Raw genomic sequence first — 16,140 nt, 5'->3', positions numbered from 1 at the left:
GACGTCTGCCGGATCGGCAACACAGGTGCAGGCACACTATGAGCGATGCCATGATCCCGTTCGAGCTGGAAAACGAGGAGGGGCTGCGCCTGCGCGGCCTCGATTTTGGCGCCACCCTCACCTCCCTCACCCTGCCGGTGGCGGGCGGGCGCCGTGAAGTGCTGCTGGGCTGTGCCGATGAGGCCTACCCCGCTCAGCAGGTGTGGCTGGGGGCGGTGGCGGGGCGCTTTGCCAACCGCATCGGCAACGCCGAGCTGCTGCGCGACGGCCAGCGCTGGCCGCTGGATGCCAACCAGCCGCCCCACTGCCTGCACGGCGGACGGGCGGGGTTTCATCGCCAGCACTGGCAGATCAAGGAGCGGGAGGCGGACCGGGTCAGACTGACCCTGCTCTCCCGGGCAGGGGATCAGGGCTTTCCCGGCAACCTGCGGGTCACGCTGGAGTACCGGCTGGAGCAGTGCGATCTGGTGGTGGATTTCGTCGCCAGCACAGATGCCGCGACCCCTGTCAGCCTCACCAGCCACACCTACTTCAATCTCGATGACAACCCGAACGGCAGCGATGTGCGCGACCACCTCATCCGCCTCAATGCCGACCGTTTCCTGCCGACCGACCCAAGCGGGCTGCCACTCGCGCTCGCACCGGTGGAGGGGCCGTTCGATCTGCGCCACGAACGCCTTATCGGACAAGACTGGCTGAGCCACCCCCAGCAGCAACAGGCCAAGGGGTATGACCACGCCTTCGTGCTCAACGGGCCGACCGCCGAGTGGGCGGCGCGGGTGGTCTCGGGGGATCGCCAGCTGGCCATGGAGGTCTATACCAACCAGCCCTCGCTGCAGTTCTACACCGGCAACTGGCTGGCCAATACGCCGGCACGCGATGGCCGACTCCATCAGGATCACGCCGGCTTCTGTCTGGAGGCCCAGCAGTTGCCGGACAGCCCCAACCGGCCCGAGCTGGGGGATCCCTGGCTGTCGCCGGGGCAGACCTATCGCCACCAGACCCGTTATCGCTTTATCGCCGCCGGCTGACCCCGGCGCCCTCCGCCAGGCCTACGCTGACAATCCCAGGCGCGGCCGGGGCGGCGTCACCGTTTCGCGGCACTCTGGCTACACGCTGGCCCCGTGCGCTCTGCTCCACGCCGACATGGCGGATGAAGAGGGCGCGGGGTCACCCATCACATCCGCTCGCACACAAGTCCACGCAAGGAGTCGTTATGGATGATCACTACCTCGCCGCCCCCGACCGCTATCAGCGCCAGCCCTATCGACCCGCCGGTCGCCACGGCCTGCGCCTGCCCGGCATCGGTCTAGGCCTCTGGCACAACTTCGGCGCCGAGTGCGATCCCGCCACCGCGAAAGCCATGGTGCACCAAGCGTTCGATCTGGGCATCACCCACTTCGATCTGGCCAACAACTACGGGCCGCCGCCGGGGTCGGCCGAGCTCACCTTCGGCAAACTGCTCAAGGGGAGCCTGGCTCCCTATCGAGACGAGCTCATCATCGCCAGCAAGGCGGGGTACATCATGTGGGATGGTCCCTACGGCGATGGCGGCAGCGCCAAATACCTGTTTGCCAGCCTGCACCAGAGCCTGCGCCGGCTCGGTCTCGACTACGTGGACATCTTTTATCACCACAGGCCGGATCCGCGTACCCCGCTGGAAGAGACCTGTCAGGCGCTGGCCCTGATGGTACGTCAGGGCAAGGCGCTCTACGTCGGCCTCTCCAACTACCCGGCCCCGCTCGCCGCGCAGGCCGCCGCCCGGCTGGCGGAGCTGGGCACCCCCTGTCTGGTCAATCAGCTCAAATACTCCCTGTTCCAGCGCGATATTGAGCCCGAAACCCTGCCGGTCTGCCGCGAGCACGGCATGGGGGCGGTCGCCTTCTCCCCGCTGGCCGGCGGGCTGCTGAGCGATCGCTACTTGGCCGGCATTCCAGCGGATTCGCGCGCCGCCAGTGCCAGCCCCTTCCTCAAACCCGAGCAGATCACCGCCGGGAAGCTGGCCACCATCCGAGCCCTGCATGCGCTGGCGCAGCAGCGGGGCCAACCACTGTCGCAACTGGCGCTGCAGTGGGTGCTGCGCGACTCTGTGGTGAGCTGCGCCCTGATCGGTGCCAGCAGCCCGCAACAGATTGTCAGCGCGGTGGAAGCCCAGGCCCAACCCCCGCTGGATGCGGCGCTGCTGCAGCAAATCGAGGGGATCCTGGCCAGCCAGGGCACCGCCTGATCGAGGCCGAGGCCGACAGCGAACAAATCTGACCCGAACGAAAACCCATGGCCCCGCCGTCGATCCCGCCGGCGCGGCCTGGCGCCGACACAATATTCACTGGTTGCCCGCCCGATTTTCCTCCATCATTGGTCGCCCCTGGCTCGGCTCGGGGCCGACTTCATCCGGACCAATAATCAAGAGATCTGAAACATGACAGAGTCTTACGCCCTGTTTGTCGCCTTCGTACTGGGCATAGTGGAGGGCCTGACCGAGTTCCTCCCCGTCTCCTCCACCGGCCACATGATCATCGTCGGCCACCTGCTTGGCTTCGATGGCCCCAAGGCTGCCACCTTTGAAGTGGTGATCCAGATGGGCTCCATCCTGGCGGTAGTCGCCGTGTTCTGGCGCCGCCTGTTTGGCCTGATCGGCATCCACTTCGGCCAGAAACCGGCGCAGGGACACGCCACCCTCTCGCTGGTGCACATCATCCTCGGCATGCTGCCCGCCGTGATCATCGGCCTCGCCATCCACAGCTGGATCAAGGCCAATCTGTTCGGCCCGCAAACCGTGATGTACGCCCTGGTGGCCGGCGGTATCCTGCTGATCATCGCCGAGAAGTTCCGCCCGGCAGTGCGCTCCGAAACCCTGGACGACATCAGCTACAAGCAGGCGCTCGGCATCGGTCTGTTCCAGTGTCTGGCGCTCTGGCCCGGTTTCTCCCGCTCCGGTGCCACCATCAGCGGCGGCATGCTGATGGGGATCAGCCGCCAGGCGGCGGCCGAGTTCTCCTTCATCCTGGCGGTGCCCATGATGGTGGCGGCCAGCGGGCTGGATCTCTACAAGAGCCGGGATCTGCTCTCCATGGCCGACTTCCCCATGTTCGCGGTGGGCTTCATCACCGCCTTCGTGGTGGCCATGATCGCCATCAAGACCTTCCTGGCGCTGATCCGTCGCCTCGACTTCATCCCGTTCGCCATCTACCGCTTCGTGGTGGCCTTCGCCGTCTATCTGGTGTTCGTCGCCTGATCCGGCCGCGACACCATGCAAAAAGGGACCTCGAGGGTCCCTTTTTTTATTGCTGCCATGGCTCAGTAGAGGCGATGGCTGATGCCATTGAGCAGTCGCGACAGCCCCTTGGTGAACTGTACCGGCGCATCCTGCACCGTGTAGCAGAGGCAGCCGTCCGGGGTGTGCGGGCTGTGGGCGTGGCTGGCATCGCGCCAGATGAAGTCCCCCGCCTGATAGCGGGTATCGCCATCTTCGATGATGCCAGCCAGCAGCAGGGTCAGCTCGTAGCCCTTGTGGGTATGCTCCGGGATGCGGCCACCCGCCTCTATGTGCAGCAGGCTGGCGCGGGCCCCCTGCTCGTCGAGCGGCAGGCTCACCTGCCGGATGGCGCCGATGTGACGCCAGCTGGGGGCGTGGTGACGGGCCAGCACCCGCGGCAACCGGTACGACTGGCCCGCCACCTGCAGCTCGGGCTGGACCGCCGCCGACTGACTCAACGCGGCCGCACTGGCCACCGGCTGCTGCAGGATGCCGGCCAGCATGGCATCGAACGCCGCCGGCAAGGGCTCGCACTCTTCGGTGGGCGCCAGGTATTGCCGGGCCAGCTCCTCTTCGCAGGCCCGCAGCCGGGCCGCGCAATCGGGGCAGAGCTCGCAGTGAGCAGAAACGCCGACGGCCAGCGGCAGGGGCAGTTCGTCGGCGGCAAAGGCGCGCAACATGGCCTGAACGGGATGGGCTTTAATCATGGCCTTGCTCCACTTGTTCCTTCAATTTTTGTAATGCCAATCTGAGGCGGGATTTGATGGTGCCGAGCGGCACGCCGAGCCGGTCTGCCAGCTCCTGCTGGGAGAGCTCCTGCAGGTAAATGCCGCGCACCACCTGCTGCTGCGGTTCCGGCAGGGTGCCGACGTAATGAGCCATCTGGCGGGTCAGCACGGCGTCTTCGCCGCCGCTCAGGTGCTCCTCTTCCGCCCTGAACTCCAGCATGGGCCACAGCTCCTCGGCACACAGCTCTTCTTTGCTGGCGCGGCGTCGGCGCAGCATGTCGAAGCCCTGATTGCGCATCACTGTGTAGATCCAGGTGGTGGCCCCCCCCTTGTCGGGGTGATAGAGCCGGGCCTTCTGCCACACCAGCAACATGGTCTCCTGCACCAGTTCCATGGCGTTGGCCTCGCTGCCGAGGTGGCGCAGCCCGTAGCTGCGGATGCGCGGGGCAAAGTGCTGGAACAGGGTGGCGAAGGCGGCCTTGTCGCCATGCTCGGCCACCCGCACCAGCAGGGATTTCAGATCGCCGGCGGGGTCATCCATGGGGGGCGATATCCTGTGCGGAGTCGATTGTGATTGGCCAGTATATGCCATGGCGCCGTACCTTGAAGAGGGTGATGAGTGCCAATACGTGCGCCGCGGCAAAAGGATCACCGGCGCCGTATCAAAGAGGGCTTAGTGGCTGGCGACCAGCAACCCGCTCAGCAGGGAGAGCGCCGGCTGGTTGTCTTCCGCCGCCACCAGCCACTGCTTCTGTTCTACCGGGATCGGCAGCACCTCCAGCCAGCGCTGGGCCACCCAGCTGGCATCGCCCCAGTCGGGGTTGCGATAGAGGGCCGCGTATTCCGGGTAGTCCTCGAACACCTCCTGCAGCGCCCTGGCCAGCGAGTGCTGGTCGGCATTGAGCCGGCCGGTACGCCAGGGGGGCAACTGCTCCACCTCCCCAATCCGCAAGCCGTCTGCCTCCTGCCACAGATCGGTGATCCTGACCCGCTCCATGCCAAGCACCGTGATGCCGAGCAGGCCGTCCGGCAGTTGATCGAAGTCGACGATCCGCACCCGGGTGGCGATGGGGTACATGTTGCGCAGCGCATCGGGCTGGCGGGGATCCAGCATGCAGAGGGCGAAGCCCTGATCTCCCGCCTGGGCGATCATGCGCTGGTATCTGGGCTCGAAGATGCGCAGCGGCATGATGCCGCCGGGCAGCAGATGGGCCGAGAGGGGAAACAGCGCCAGTTTCATCGACAGATTCCTCGGTAAAAGGTCCCTGTTGATACGACCGTGCCGACGGGGCAGATCATTCAGAACGAGTTGGAATAAAAAACCCCTTAACAATCAGGGGAAAATAGCCTGGACAAGCCGCTTCGATATGCAGTAGAAATGGATAAGCACCACAATTTCCGTCCAATATTCTGGATTACGGTGCCAAATGCAGTGAAATATCCGCCCATCCAACTCCGGCGGGCCGTCCCTATAGTTTTCTCGGGCCGATGCGGGTAAAATTCACGCCCTTATATACCAGTCATTTTTCGACGCGCAACCTTGGTGGTCAGTTATGAAAGAGCATATTCATCATCTACTTGAACAAACGGTAGCCAATCTGAAGTCTGCGGGCGTCCTGCCGGCGGACCTGGAAGCCCGCGTGCAAGTAGACCGATGCAAGGAGAAGGCTCACGGCGACCTGGCCACCAACCTGGCCATGCTGCTGGCCAAACCGGCCCGCAAGAATCCCCGTGAGCTGGCCGCTGCCATCATCGAGCACCTGCCCGCCTCCGATCTGATCGCCAAGGTCGAGATCGCCGGCCCCGGCTTCATCAACTTCTTCTTCGACCCGAGCTGGCTGGCCGGCCAGGTGGAGGCCATGGTCGTCTCTGCCAACGCCAACGTGAAGCTGCCGGCGCCGCAGACCGTGGTGGTGGACTACTCCGCCCCCAACGTGGCCAAGGAGATGGCGGTGCACCACATCCGCTCCACCGTCCTCGGTGACGTGGCCGCCCGCGCACTGGAGTTCCTCGGCCACAAGGTGGTGCGTGCCAACCACATCGGCGACTGGGGTACCCAGTTCGGCATGCTGATCGCCTATCTGGAGAAGATGGCCAACGAGCACGCCTCCGACATGGAGCTGCGCGATCTGGAAGCCTTCTACACCCAGGCCAAGCGCCACTACGACGAAGACGAAGCCTTCGCCGAGCGCGCGCGCAACTACGTGGTCAAGCTGCAGGGCGGCGATGAGTACTGCCGCACCATGTGGAAGAAGCTGGTCGACATGACCATGGAGCAGAACCAGCGCAACTACGACCGCCTGAATGTCTCCCTGACCAACAAGGACATCATGGGCGAGTCCATGTACAACGACATGCTGCCGGAGATCGTCGCCGATCTGAAAGCGCGCGGCCTGGCGGTCGAGAGCGAAGGCGCCACCGTCGTCTTCCTGGACGAGTACAAGAACAAGGATGGCGAGCCCATGGGCGTCATCATCCAGAAGAGCGATGGCGGCTTCCTCTACACCACCACCGACATCGCCTGTGCCAAATATCGTTACGAAACCCTGGGCGCCGACCGGGTGATGTACTTCATCGACTCCCGTCAGCACCAGCACCTGATGCAGGCCTGGACCATCACCCGCAAGGCGGGCTATGTGCCGGAATCCGTACCGCTCGAGCACCACGCCTTCGGCATGATGCTGGGCAAGGACGGCCGTCCCTACAAGACCCGTTCCGGTGGCACCGTCAAGCTGGTCGAACTGCTGAACGAAGCCGAAGAGCGCGCCAGCGCCCTGCTGGAGAGCCGCAACAGCGACCTCTCCGCCGAAGAGAAGGCCCAGGTGGTGCACGCCATCGCCATGGGCGCGGTCAAGTATGCGGATCTCTCCAAGAACCGTACCACCGACTACATCTTCGACTGGGATCTGATGCTCTCCTTTGAAGGCAACACTGCGCCGTACCTGCAGTACGCCTACACCCGTATCCAGTCCATCTTCCGCAAGGCCGGCGTCGATGCCGACACCCTGAGCGGTCATGTGATCCTGAACGAGGAAGCGGAAGAGGTGCTGGCCCAGAAGCTGATCCAGTTCTCCGACGCGGTCAACGGCGTGGCGGACAAGGGCATGCCGCACCTGCTCTGTACCTATCTGTACGAGCTCTCCGGCAACTTCATGACCTTCTACGAAGCCTGCCCGATCAACAAGGATGGCGTCGACGAAGCGACCCGTCAGAGCCGCCTGCTGCTGTGCGCCGCCACCGCCAAGGTCCTCAAGCTGGGTCTGGGCGTACTGGGCATCCACACCCTGGAGCGCATGTAATAGATGGCGACCCGGGATTATGTCGGCAGCCGCCCGCGACGTCGGGCGGGTGGTCGCAACACCAAGAAAGCGGCACCTCGCCGCTTTCCTGTTATCCCGGCCCTGCTGGCCGGGGCGCTGCTGGCAGGGTTCGGTGGCTTCCTCTACACCATCAGTGGCAAGGGTCATGATGCCCCGACCATCGAAGAGCAGGTGAAAGCCAACAAGCCCAAGGCACAGAACAACGGACTGCCGCAGGAGAAGTGGAGCTATATCGAACGGCTGGAGAACAAGCAGGTCGATATCACCGAGCCGCCGCCCCAGCCGGGCGTGCTGCCACCACCGCCGGCGGAAACCATGACCCTGCAGCCGGAGAAGCTGCCGCAACCGGTGCCGACCGACATTCCCCAGCCGGGTACCCCCATCGGTCAGGTGCAGCCCTACAAGCCGCAACCGGTACAACCGGCCAAGCCGGCGACCGGTGCACCGGTGGCCAGTGCCCAGGAGCAGGTGATCGACCGCAAGGCCGAACGGGATCGGATGGAGCGGGAGCTGCGTGCCGAACTGGAGCGGGAACGAGCCGAGGCCGCCAAGGCCAAGGCGGCGACCCCGCCTGCAACGGCCGACAACGAACGCTACATGATGCAGTGCGCCGCCTTGCGCTCGCAGGATTCCGCCGAATCGCTCAAGGCGCGCATCGCCTTCACCGCCGGGCTCTCTTCCAGCCTGCAGGTGGTCAACGGGGCCGGTGGCGCCGTCTACAAGGTGATGGTCGGTCCCTTCAGCGGCAAGGCGGCGGCCGATGCGGCCAACCGCAAGCTGCAGGGCTCCGGCATCAGCGGCTGCATCCCCAAGAAGGGCTGATCGCCGCGTCCATACCACAGGGCCGGGTGGCAACACCCGGCCCTGTTTCTTTTGGTGCCAGTTGCCCCCGAGCCTCTCCCACCCCGTTGGTCTCCCTAAACCGCAGGCTTGAAAAGCCGGTTTGCCATCCCCATCTTTCTTGCCATGCACAGTCAGGCCGTCATTCGGCTCAAGCGAGGTAAGTAAAGTGACTACCATAGTTTCAGTTCGCCGCAACGGTCAGGTCGTCATCGGTGGCGATGGCCAGGTTTCCCTTGGCAACACCGTCATGAAGGGCAACGCCCGCAAGGTTCATCGCCTCTACAACGGCAAGGTACTGGCTGGTTTCGCCGGCGGCACCGCCGACGCCTTCACCCTGCTCGAGCGCTTCGAAGCCAAACTGCAGGCCCATCAGGGCAACTTGGAGCGCGCCGCCGTGGCGCTGGCCAAGGACTGGCGCACCGATCGCGCCCTGCGCCGCCTCGAGGCCCTGCTGGCCGTCGCCGACGAGCACAAATCCTTCATCATCACCGGCAACGGTGACGTGGTGCAGCCGGAGCACGATCTCATTGCCATCGGCAGCGGCGGCAACTTTGCCCAGTCCGCCGCCATCGCCCTGCTGGAAAACACCGAGCTGGATGCTAGGACCATTGTCGAGAAGTCCCTCAAGATTGCGGGCGACATCTGTGTGTTCACCAACGGCAACCACACCATCGAAGTGCTGGATTATTCAGCTAAATAAGTCGGCGAAACAGGGCCGCCAAATAAGGCCGCCAGCCAAACCCCATTTTCCAAGGGGTGGGCCCTGCCCGCCCCGGATACAGGAACGCCATCATGTCCGAGATGACCCCGAGAGAAATCGTCCACGAGCTGGATCGTCACATCATCGGCCAGGCCGACGCCAAGCGCGCGGTCGCCGTCGCCCTGCGCAACCGCTGGCGCCGGATGCAACTCGATGAAGAGATGCGCCATGAAGTGACCCCGAAAAACATCCTGATGATAGGCCCGACCGGCGTCGGCAAGACCGAGATCGCCCGTCGTCTGGCCAAGCTGGCCAACGCTCCCTTCATCAAGGTGGAAGCGACCAAGTTCACCGAAGTGGGCTATGTCGGCAAGGAAGTGGACAGCATCATCCGCGATCTGACCGATGCCGCCATCAAGCTGGTGCGCGAAACCGAGATGGAGAAGATGAAATACCGCGCCGAGGAAGCCGCCGAAGAGCGCATCCTCGACGCCCTGCTGCCCAACCCGCGCAACAGCTGGGGTGAGGAAGAGAAAGCCGACAACTCCAACACCCGCCAGATCTTCCGCAAGAAACTGCGGGAAGGTCAGCTGGATGACAAGGAGATCGAGCTGGAGCTCGCCGCCTCCCCGATGGGCGTCGAAATCATGACCCCGCCGGGCATGGAAGAGATGGCCAACCAGTTGCAGGGGCTGTTCCAGAACCTGGGCCATAACCAGAAGAAGAAGCGCAAGATCAAGGTCAAAGAGGCCATGAAGGCGCTGATCGAAGAGGAAGCGGCCCGCCTGGTCAATCCGGAAGAGCTGAAGCAGAAAGCCATCGCCGCGGTCGAGAACAACGGCATCGTCTTCCTCGACGAGATCGACAAGATCTGCAAGCGCGGCGAGAGCTCGGGCCCCGATGTCTCCCGTGAAGGGGTACAGCGCGACCTGCTGCCGCTGGTCGAGGGCTGCACCGTCAACACCAAGCACGGCATGGTCAAGACCGACCACATCCTGTTCGTCGCCTCCGGCGCCTTCCAGATCGCCAAGCCGTCTGACCTCATCCCCGAGCTGCAGGGCCGCCTGCCGATCCGGGTCGAGCTGACCGCGCTGACCACCGATGACTTCGAGCGGATCCTGACCGAGCCGAACGCCTCGCTGACCGATCAGTACCAGGCGCTGATGGCTACCGAAGGGGTCAAGATCGAGTTCACCAAGGATGGCATCCGCCGTCTGGCCGAAGCGGCCTGGCAGGTCAACGAGCGCACCGAAAACATCGGCGCCCGCCGCCTCCACACCGTGATGGAGCGCCTGATGGAAGACATCTCCTACGACGCCTCCGAGAAGTCTGGCGAAACCTTCGTCATCGACACCGACTACGTCAACGCCCACCTCGGCAAGCTGATTGAAGACGAGGATCTGAGCCGCTTTATCCTGTAAATCGAGAACGAGGAGCTGAGCGGTTTAATATCCTGTAAGCGAACCGCTCAATCTCATAACAAGACGCCTCCCCTGTGGAGGCGTCTTTGTTTTCAGCACCCTCCTGACTCGCAGCCTGCCCGGGTCGTTTCGCCCGGCGTACTGCACTGGTCTCTTCCCGCCAGCCAGAGCGCAGCCAGCAGCAACACGCCGCCTAGGGCGAAGCTGGCCTGCATGGCGAAGTGCAGCTCGCTGGCACTGGCGACGGCCGGATCGCCCCCGCCCGCCAGACCGGCAAACAGGGCGCCGAGCCCGGCCGCCCCCGTCAGCTGACCCAGATTGCGCGCCAGGGTCAGCAACCCGGCCACGGCCCCGCGCGCCTGTCCGCCGCTGCCACCGATCACGGCGCTGTTGTTGGCGGTCTGAAACAGGGCGTAGCCGGCGGTCAGCAACAGGATCGGCAGCAGATAGCCGAGCGGGCCAAGGGCTGGGCTGAGCACCGCCAGCAAGGCCGCGGCGGCGCTCATCAGCAGCAAGCCCAGCCGCACCACTGTGATGGCGCCGACCCTGTCCACCAGCCAGCCGGCGGGCAGCCCGGTCAGCGCCGCCAGCAGGGGCCCGCCCGAGATGAGCAACCCGCTGGTCAGCGGGTCGAGCCCGAATACCCCCTGCAGATAGAAGGGGCCGATCAGCAGGGTCAGCACCATGATGCCAGCCACCAGCGCACTGGCCACCAGACCACCGCGCAACTGACGAGTACCCAGCAGCGCCAGCGGCAACAGGGGGGCGGCAGCACCCAGCTCGCTGCGCACCAGCCAGGCGGTGGCCAGCAGCGCCCCGCCCCCCAGCCAGAGGGCCAGCGCCGCCGTCGAAGTGAGGGCCAGCCCGTAGCAGAGCAGCGCCACCAGCAAGAGCGACAGACTCGCCAGATTGAGCCTCTCCCCCTCTGTGTACGCCGCATCCCGAGGCAGACCGAACAGGCCACAGACCAGCGCCAGCAGGCCGATCGGCAGCAGCGCGAGAAAGGCCGGCTGCCAGCCGGCAATATCCAGCAGCAGACCGCCAAACGAGGGGCCGAGGGCCGTGCCGCAGGCCGAGAGGGTACCGAGCAGCCCCATGCCCCGGCCACGCCGGGCCGGCGACACCAGCTGGCCCACCATGGCCAGCGACAGCACCAGCATGCAGGCCGCTCCCGCCCCCTGCAGCACCCGGGCGGCGAGCAGCCAGCCGATGGTCGGTGCCAGCGCGCAGAGCAGGCTGGCCAGCACAAACAGTCCCATGCCCCACAGCAGCAGGCGGCGCCGGCCGAACCTGTCCCCCAGCCGGCCCGCCACCACCGTCAGGCAGGTGAGCCCAAGCAGATAGGCCACCAGCACCCACTGCAAGCTGGCGAAGGGAACGGCAAAGTCCGCGCCCAGTGCCGGCAGCAGCATGCTGGCCATGCTCCCCGCCAACATGGGCAACAGGGTGGCGAGGCCCAGCGCCAGCAGACCGAGGCGGCGCGCAGCGGGAGGTAAAACGTGGGTGAAGGGTGACATGATCCGGGCTCCACAAGGGGGTGATGACGACAAGGCTAGTGGGGCCGGTGAACAGGCGGAAGACGCACCAGTTGCAGCTTATCAATGCACTGGACGCCATATGAGGGAGTCCATTCTCGGGTATGATGAAGCTGGCCCCTTGCACCCACCTCGATGAAGGCATGCACATGAGCACTCCCGACCTCAACCTGCTGATCACCCTGGATGCCCTGCTGGACGAAGGCAGTGTGGCGGGCGCGGCCAGACGACTGGGCTTGAGCCCCTCCGCCATGAGCCGGGCCCTGGCCAGGCTGCGCGAGACCACCGGCGACCCGCTGCTGGTACGGGCCGGCCGCGGTCTGGTGCCCACCCCCAGGGCGTTGCTGCTGCGCGAGCAGGTCGGCCGGCTGGTGCAGGAAGCCGAGGAGGTACTGCGCCCCCGGCTGGAGGTCGACCCGGCGCGGCTGGAGCGCACCTTCACCCTGCGCGCCAGCGAGGGGCTGGTGGAACTGTTCGGCGCCGCCCTGCTGAGCCGGCTCGCCGCCGAGGCGCCGGGGGTGCGGCTGCACTTTCTGGCCAAACCCGACAAGGAGAGTGGCCCCCTGCGCAGTGGCGAGCTGGATTTCGAGACCGGGGTCATCAGCGCCACCACGGCGCCAGAGCTGCGTACCCAGGCGCTGTTTCAGGACCACTTCGTCGCGGTGCTGCGGCCGGGCCATCCACTGTGCGATGGCCCGCTGACCGCTAGCCACTATGCCGAGGCGCGTCACGTGCTGGTGTCCCGCAGCGGCCAGCCCCACAGCCCGGTCGATGAGGCGCTGACCAAGCTGGGGTTGACCCGCACCGTCGCCACTCTGGTCCCCGGCTTTGCCACTGCGCTGGCGCTGGTGCGCGGCAGCGACCTGGTGGCCACGGTACCGGAGCATCACTGCGCCGCCCTGCTGGGCGATCTGGTTGCACGCCCCCTGCCCTTCACGCTGCCCGGGATCCGGGTCGCCCTGCTCTGGCACCCCCGGCTGGACGCGGATCCGGCCCACCGCTGGCTGCGCACCCTCATTCGCGACATCTGCGCCCAACCCCCCTACCGCCCCCTGCCGTAGGCCCCTCCCCTCGCCAAACTGCCAATGAAGGAATCTTTCACGCCTTTTGGCAGTACGGGCCTTGCTTTGCGTGGTCAGCCAGGCCGCCCCTGCTGCTGCGGTCCCGATCCGCATTCCGCCACCAATTGCACCACTGGTATACCTATTTATGTATAGCTTTGAATTATCAGGAATTACCCCTGAGGGGATATATAAATAGACACTTGATTTGCATCAATCGTCTGCCCCTGCCGACTGGGTAGCCTAGCCTCAGAATGATGTTTTATTACTCCAAACTTGAGGCAACTATGAGCAAAGTCAGACTGGTCGTTGTGGGCAACGGCATGGTGGGGCACCGCTTCATCGAAGAGTTGATCGAGCGGGCCGACCCGGGCCGCTACGAAATCACCGTCTTCGGTGCAGAACCCCGTCCCGCCTACGATCGCGTCCATCTCTCCTCCTACTTCTCCCATCACACCAGCGAAGATCTCTCCCTCGTCAAACCCGGCTTCTACGACAAGCACGGCATCCGCCTGCTGCTCGGCGAAGCGGTGAAAAAAATCGACAGGGCCAACCGCGAAGTGCACTCCAACAAGGGCACTGTGGTCGAGTACGACAAGCTGGTGCTGGCCACCGGTTCCTACCCCTGGGTGCCGCCCATCCAGGGCAGTCAGCATCACGAGTGCTTCGTCTATCGCACCATCGAGGATCTGAAAGCCATTCGCAGCGCCGCCAAGAGCGGCAAGAGCGGGGTGGTGATCGGGGGCGGTCTGCTTGGCCTCGAAGCCGCCGGCGCCCTCAAGGCACTGGGTCTCGAGACCCACGTGGTGGAGTTTGCTCCGGTGCTGATGGCCGAGCAGCTCGACGGTCAGGGTGGCCAGCTGCTGCGCCGCAAGATTGAATCCATGGGGGTACAGGTACACACCAGCAAGAGCACCAGCGAGATCCTGATGCACGGCGGCCGCGACGCCCAGCACCGCCTCGCCTTCGCCGACGGCAGCCAGCTTGAAGTGGACGTGGTGGTCTTCTCCACCGGCATCCGCCCGCAGGATACCCTGGGCCGTTACTGTGAACTGGCCATTGCTGACCGTGGCGGCGTGCTGATCGACGATCACTGCCTCACCTCCGACCCCGACATCTACGCCATCGGCGAGTGCGCCGCCTGGCAGGGCCGCTTCTTCGGGCTGGTGGCGCCGGGCTACAAGATGGCCCAGATCACCGTCGACCATCTGCTCGGCGGCGACAGCCGTTTCGAAGGGGCGGACATGAGCGCCAAGCTCAAGCTGCTCGGCGTCTCCGTCGGCTCCATCGGTGATGCCCACGGCCGCACCCCGGGCAGCCACAGCTATGTGTTCCAGGACGACCAGGCCGGCGTCTACAAGAAGATCGTGGTGAGCGAAGACAACAGCCGCCTGCTTGGCGCCGTGCTGGTGGGTGATGTGGATGACTACGGCAACCTGCTGCAGATGATGCTCAACGCCCTGCCGCTGCCGAGCCACCCGGACACCCTAATCCTGCCCGCCTACGCCGGTGCCAAACCGACCCTGGGGGTGGATGCCCTGCCGGAGAGCGCCCAGATCTGCTCCTGCTTCGATGTCTCCAAGGGCGACATTGCCAAGGCGGTGGCCGAAGGCCACACCACGCTGGCCGCCATCAAGCAGCACACCAAGGCCGGTACTGGCTGCGGCGGCTGCGTGCCGCTCATCAGCCAGGTGCTCAACGCCGAGCTGGTGAAGCAGGGCATCGAGGTCAACAACCACCTCTGCGGCCACTTCCCCCATTCCCGTCAGGAGCTGTTCCACCTGGTCAAGGTAGAAGGGATCAAGAGCTTCGACGAGCTGCTGGCCAAGCACGGTCACGGCCATGGCTGCGAGGTGTGCAAACCGACCGTCGGCTCCATCCTCGCCTCCTGCTGGAACGACTATGTGCTGAGCCCGCTCAATACCCAGCTGCAGGACACCAACGACATCTTCCTCGGCAACATGCAAAAGGACGGCAGCTACTCCGTCATCCCGCGCATGGCCGGCGGCGAAGTGACCCCGGAAGGGCTGCTGGCGGTGGCCGAAGTGGCCCGCGACTACAAGCTCTACACCAAGATCACCGGCGCCCAGCGCATCGGTCTGTTCGGAGCCCAGAAGGATGATCTGCCGGCCATCTGGCGCAAACTGCTGGCGGCGGGCTTCGAGACCGGTCAGGCCTACGCCAAGGCGCTGCGCATGGCCAAGACCTGCGTCGGCAGCACCTGGTGCCGCTTCGGCGTGCAGGACAGCGTCGGCCTCGGGGTCTTCCTCGAGAATCGCTACAAGGGCATTCGCACCCCCCACAAGATGAAGTTCGGTGTCTCCGGCTGTACCCGCGAATGTGCGGAAGCGCAGGGCAAGGACGTCGGCATCATCGCCACCGACGCGGGCTGGAACCTCTATGTAGGCGGCAACGGCGGCATGAAGCCGCGCCACGCCGATCTGCTGGCGTCTGACCTCGACCGCGAGACGCTGATCAAGCTGATCGACCGTTTCATGATGTTCTACGTCACCAGCGCCGACAAACTGCAGCGCACCTCGGTCTGGCTCGGCAATCTGGAAGGGGGCGTCGACTACCTGCGCGAGGTAATCGTCGACGACAAGCTGGGACTGGCCGACACGCTGGAGCGCGATATCCAACGCCTTATCGACAGCTACGAGTGCGAATGGTCGCGCACCCTCAACGAAGAGGAGGCGCTCAAGCGCTTCAGCCACTTCATCAACAGCGACAAGCGCGATCCGGACGTTCAGTTCGTCAGCGAACGCGACCAGCACCGACCGGCGACCCCGGCCGAGCGCATCCCCGTCTACCAGATCGAGGTGGAAACCAAATGATGAAACTTGCCTGCCAACTCAATGACATCCTGCCGGGCTGCATGGACGTTTGCGCCCTGCTCGATAGCCAGTCCATCCAACTCGAGGTGGAGATTAAGCGATGAAACTTGCCTGCCAACTCAACGACATCCTGCCGGGAACCGGTGTGTGCGCACTTATTGAGGGCCGCCAGATCGCTCTGTTCCGCCCAAGCGCGGCGGCCGAGGTGTTCGCCATCGACAACCGGGATCCCTTCTTCGCCGCCAACGTGCTGTCGCGTGGCATCGTAGGTGAACACGAAGGTGAGCTCTGGGTCGCCAGCCCGCTCAAGAAGCAGCACTTCCGTCTGCGCGACGGCCACTGCCTCGAAAATGCAGCCATGTCTGTCCAGAGCTACCCGGTCGAAGTGCGCGACCAACAAGTCTGGGTCACCGTCTAACACCATGCATATCAGGGCTGCCCG

General features: G+C 64.8%; 14 protein-coding genes. 10 read left to right on the top strand and 4 right to left on the bottom strand.

The genetic code is table 11. The features are described 5' to 3' along the window. Positions 1–38 precede the first annotated feature (38 nt). The 3 genes from galM (at position 39) to bacA (ending at position 3,235) form a co-directional block, all read left to right on the top strand. Complete coding sequence (gene galM / locus OKB87_RS15925; protein ID WP_270827974.1) at positions 39–1,031, top strand: galactose-1-epimerase; 993 nt, start codon at positions 39–41, stop codon at positions 1,029–1,031. Between the two features lie 185 nt (positions 1,032–1,216). Then, the gene (locus OKB87_RS15920) at positions 1,217–2,227 is read left to right on the top strand and encodes an aldo/keto reductase (protein ID WP_270827973.1); all 1,011 of its coding nucleotides are present in this window, start codon (positions 1,217–1,219) and stop codon (positions 2,225–2,227) included. Between the two features lie 192 nt (positions 2,228–2,419). Further along, complete coding sequence (gene bacA / locus OKB87_RS15915) at positions 2,420–3,235, top strand: undecaprenyl-diphosphate phosphatase (protein WP_016352313.1); 816 nt, start codon at positions 2,420–2,422, stop codon at positions 3,233–3,235. 62 nt (positions 3,236–3,297) lie between these two features. Here the strand turns inward: bacA and OKB87_RS15910 are convergent, their stop codons facing one another. From OKB87_RS15910 to OKB87_RS15900, 3 genes are all read right to left on the bottom strand, one after another. Next, positions 3,298–3,963, bottom strand: coding sequence for a ChrR family anti-sigma-E factor (locus OKB87_RS15910; protein WP_270827972.1), 666 nt, complete (start codon positions 3,961–3,963; stop codon positions 3,298–3,300). Continuing rightward, positions 3,956–4,525 (bottom strand): sigma-70 family RNA polymerase sigma factor, encoded by a 570-nt coding sequence (locus OKB87_RS15905; protein ID WP_252411236.1) that lies wholly within the window; start codon positions 4,523–4,525, stop codon positions 3,956–3,958. Before OKB87_RS15905 ends, OKB87_RS15910 begins: the two co-directional genes overlap by 8 nt. Positions 4,526–4,657: 132 nt before the next feature. After that, positions 4,658–5,224, bottom strand: coding sequence for an LON peptidase substrate-binding domain-containing protein (locus OKB87_RS15900; protein WP_049045479.1), 567 nt, complete (start codon positions 5,222–5,224; stop codon positions 4,658–4,660). Positions 5,225–5,537: 313 nt separating this feature from the next. On the opposite strand from OKB87_RS15900, the gene argS reads away from it, so the two are divergent. From argS to hslU, 4 genes are all read left to right on the top strand, one after another. Next, positions 5,538–7,283, top strand: coding sequence for an arginine--tRNA ligase (gene argS / locus OKB87_RS15895; RefSeq protein WP_270827971.1), 1,746 nt, complete (start codon positions 5,538–5,540; stop codon positions 7,281–7,283). Between the two features lie 3 nt (positions 7,284–7,286). Beyond that, positions 7,287–8,126 (top strand): SPOR domain-containing protein, encoded by an 840-nt coding sequence (locus tag OKB87_RS15890; protein WP_011707775.1) that lies wholly within the window; start codon positions 7,287–7,289, stop codon positions 8,124–8,126. 187 nt (positions 8,127–8,313) lie between these two features. Beyond that, positions 8,314–8,847 carry an ATP-dependent protease subunit HslV gene (gene hslV / locus OKB87_RS15885; RefSeq protein ID WP_005340772.1) on the top strand — a complete coding sequence of 178 codons (534 nt, stop codon included), beginning with the start codon at positions 8,314–8,316 and terminating at the stop codon, positions 8,845–8,847. Between the two features lie 92 nt (positions 8,848–8,939). Further along, positions 8,940–10,268: an HslU--HslV peptidase ATPase subunit gene (gene hslU / locus OKB87_RS15880; protein WP_270827970.1), complete on the top strand. Its 1,329-nt coding sequence runs from the start codon at positions 8,940–8,942 to the stop codon at positions 10,266–10,268. A 92-nt stretch (positions 10,269–10,360) separates the two neighbouring features. Here the strand turns inward: hslU and OKB87_RS15875 are convergent, their stop codons facing one another. Beyond that, positions 10,361–11,785 (bottom strand): MFS transporter, encoded by a 1,425-nt coding sequence (locus tag OKB87_RS15875; protein ID WP_270827969.1) that lies wholly within the window; start codon positions 11,783–11,785, stop codon positions 10,361–10,363. 167 nt (positions 11,786–11,952) lie between these two features. Here OKB87_RS15875 and OKB87_RS15870 point away from each other — a divergent pair, with 167 nt between their 5' ends. From OKB87_RS15870 to nirD, 3 genes are all read left to right on the top strand, one after another. Beyond that, a complete protein-coding gene (locus OKB87_RS15870; RefSeq protein WP_270827968.1) occupies positions 11,953–12,864 on the top strand; it encodes a LysR family transcriptional regulator in 912 nt (303 codons plus the stop codon). A gap of 287 nt (positions 12,865–13,151) precedes the next feature. Beyond that, a complete protein-coding gene (nirB, locus tag OKB87_RS15865; protein WP_270827967.1) occupies positions 13,152–15,698 on the top strand; it encodes a nitrite reductase large subunit NirB in 2,547 nt (848 codons plus the stop codon). Between the two features lie 100 nt (positions 15,699–15,798). Continuing rightward, positions 15,799–16,116, top strand: a complete 318-nt coding sequence (gene nirD, locus OKB87_RS15860) for a nitrite reductase small subunit NirD (RefSeq protein WP_065475151.1) — start codon at positions 15,799–15,801, stop codon at positions 16,114–16,116. Positions 16,117–16,140 lie beyond the last annotated feature (24 nt).

The sequence above is a fragment of the Aeromonas sp. Y318-1 genome (assembly GCF_027706125.1).
Classification (GTDB): Bacteria; Pseudomonadota; Gammaproteobacteria; order Enterobacterales; family Aeromonadaceae; genus Aeromonas; species Aeromonas hydrophila.
The sequence above is the reverse complement of the archived record's forward strand: the minus strand, read 5'-3'. Positions and strand labels throughout refer to the sequence as shown.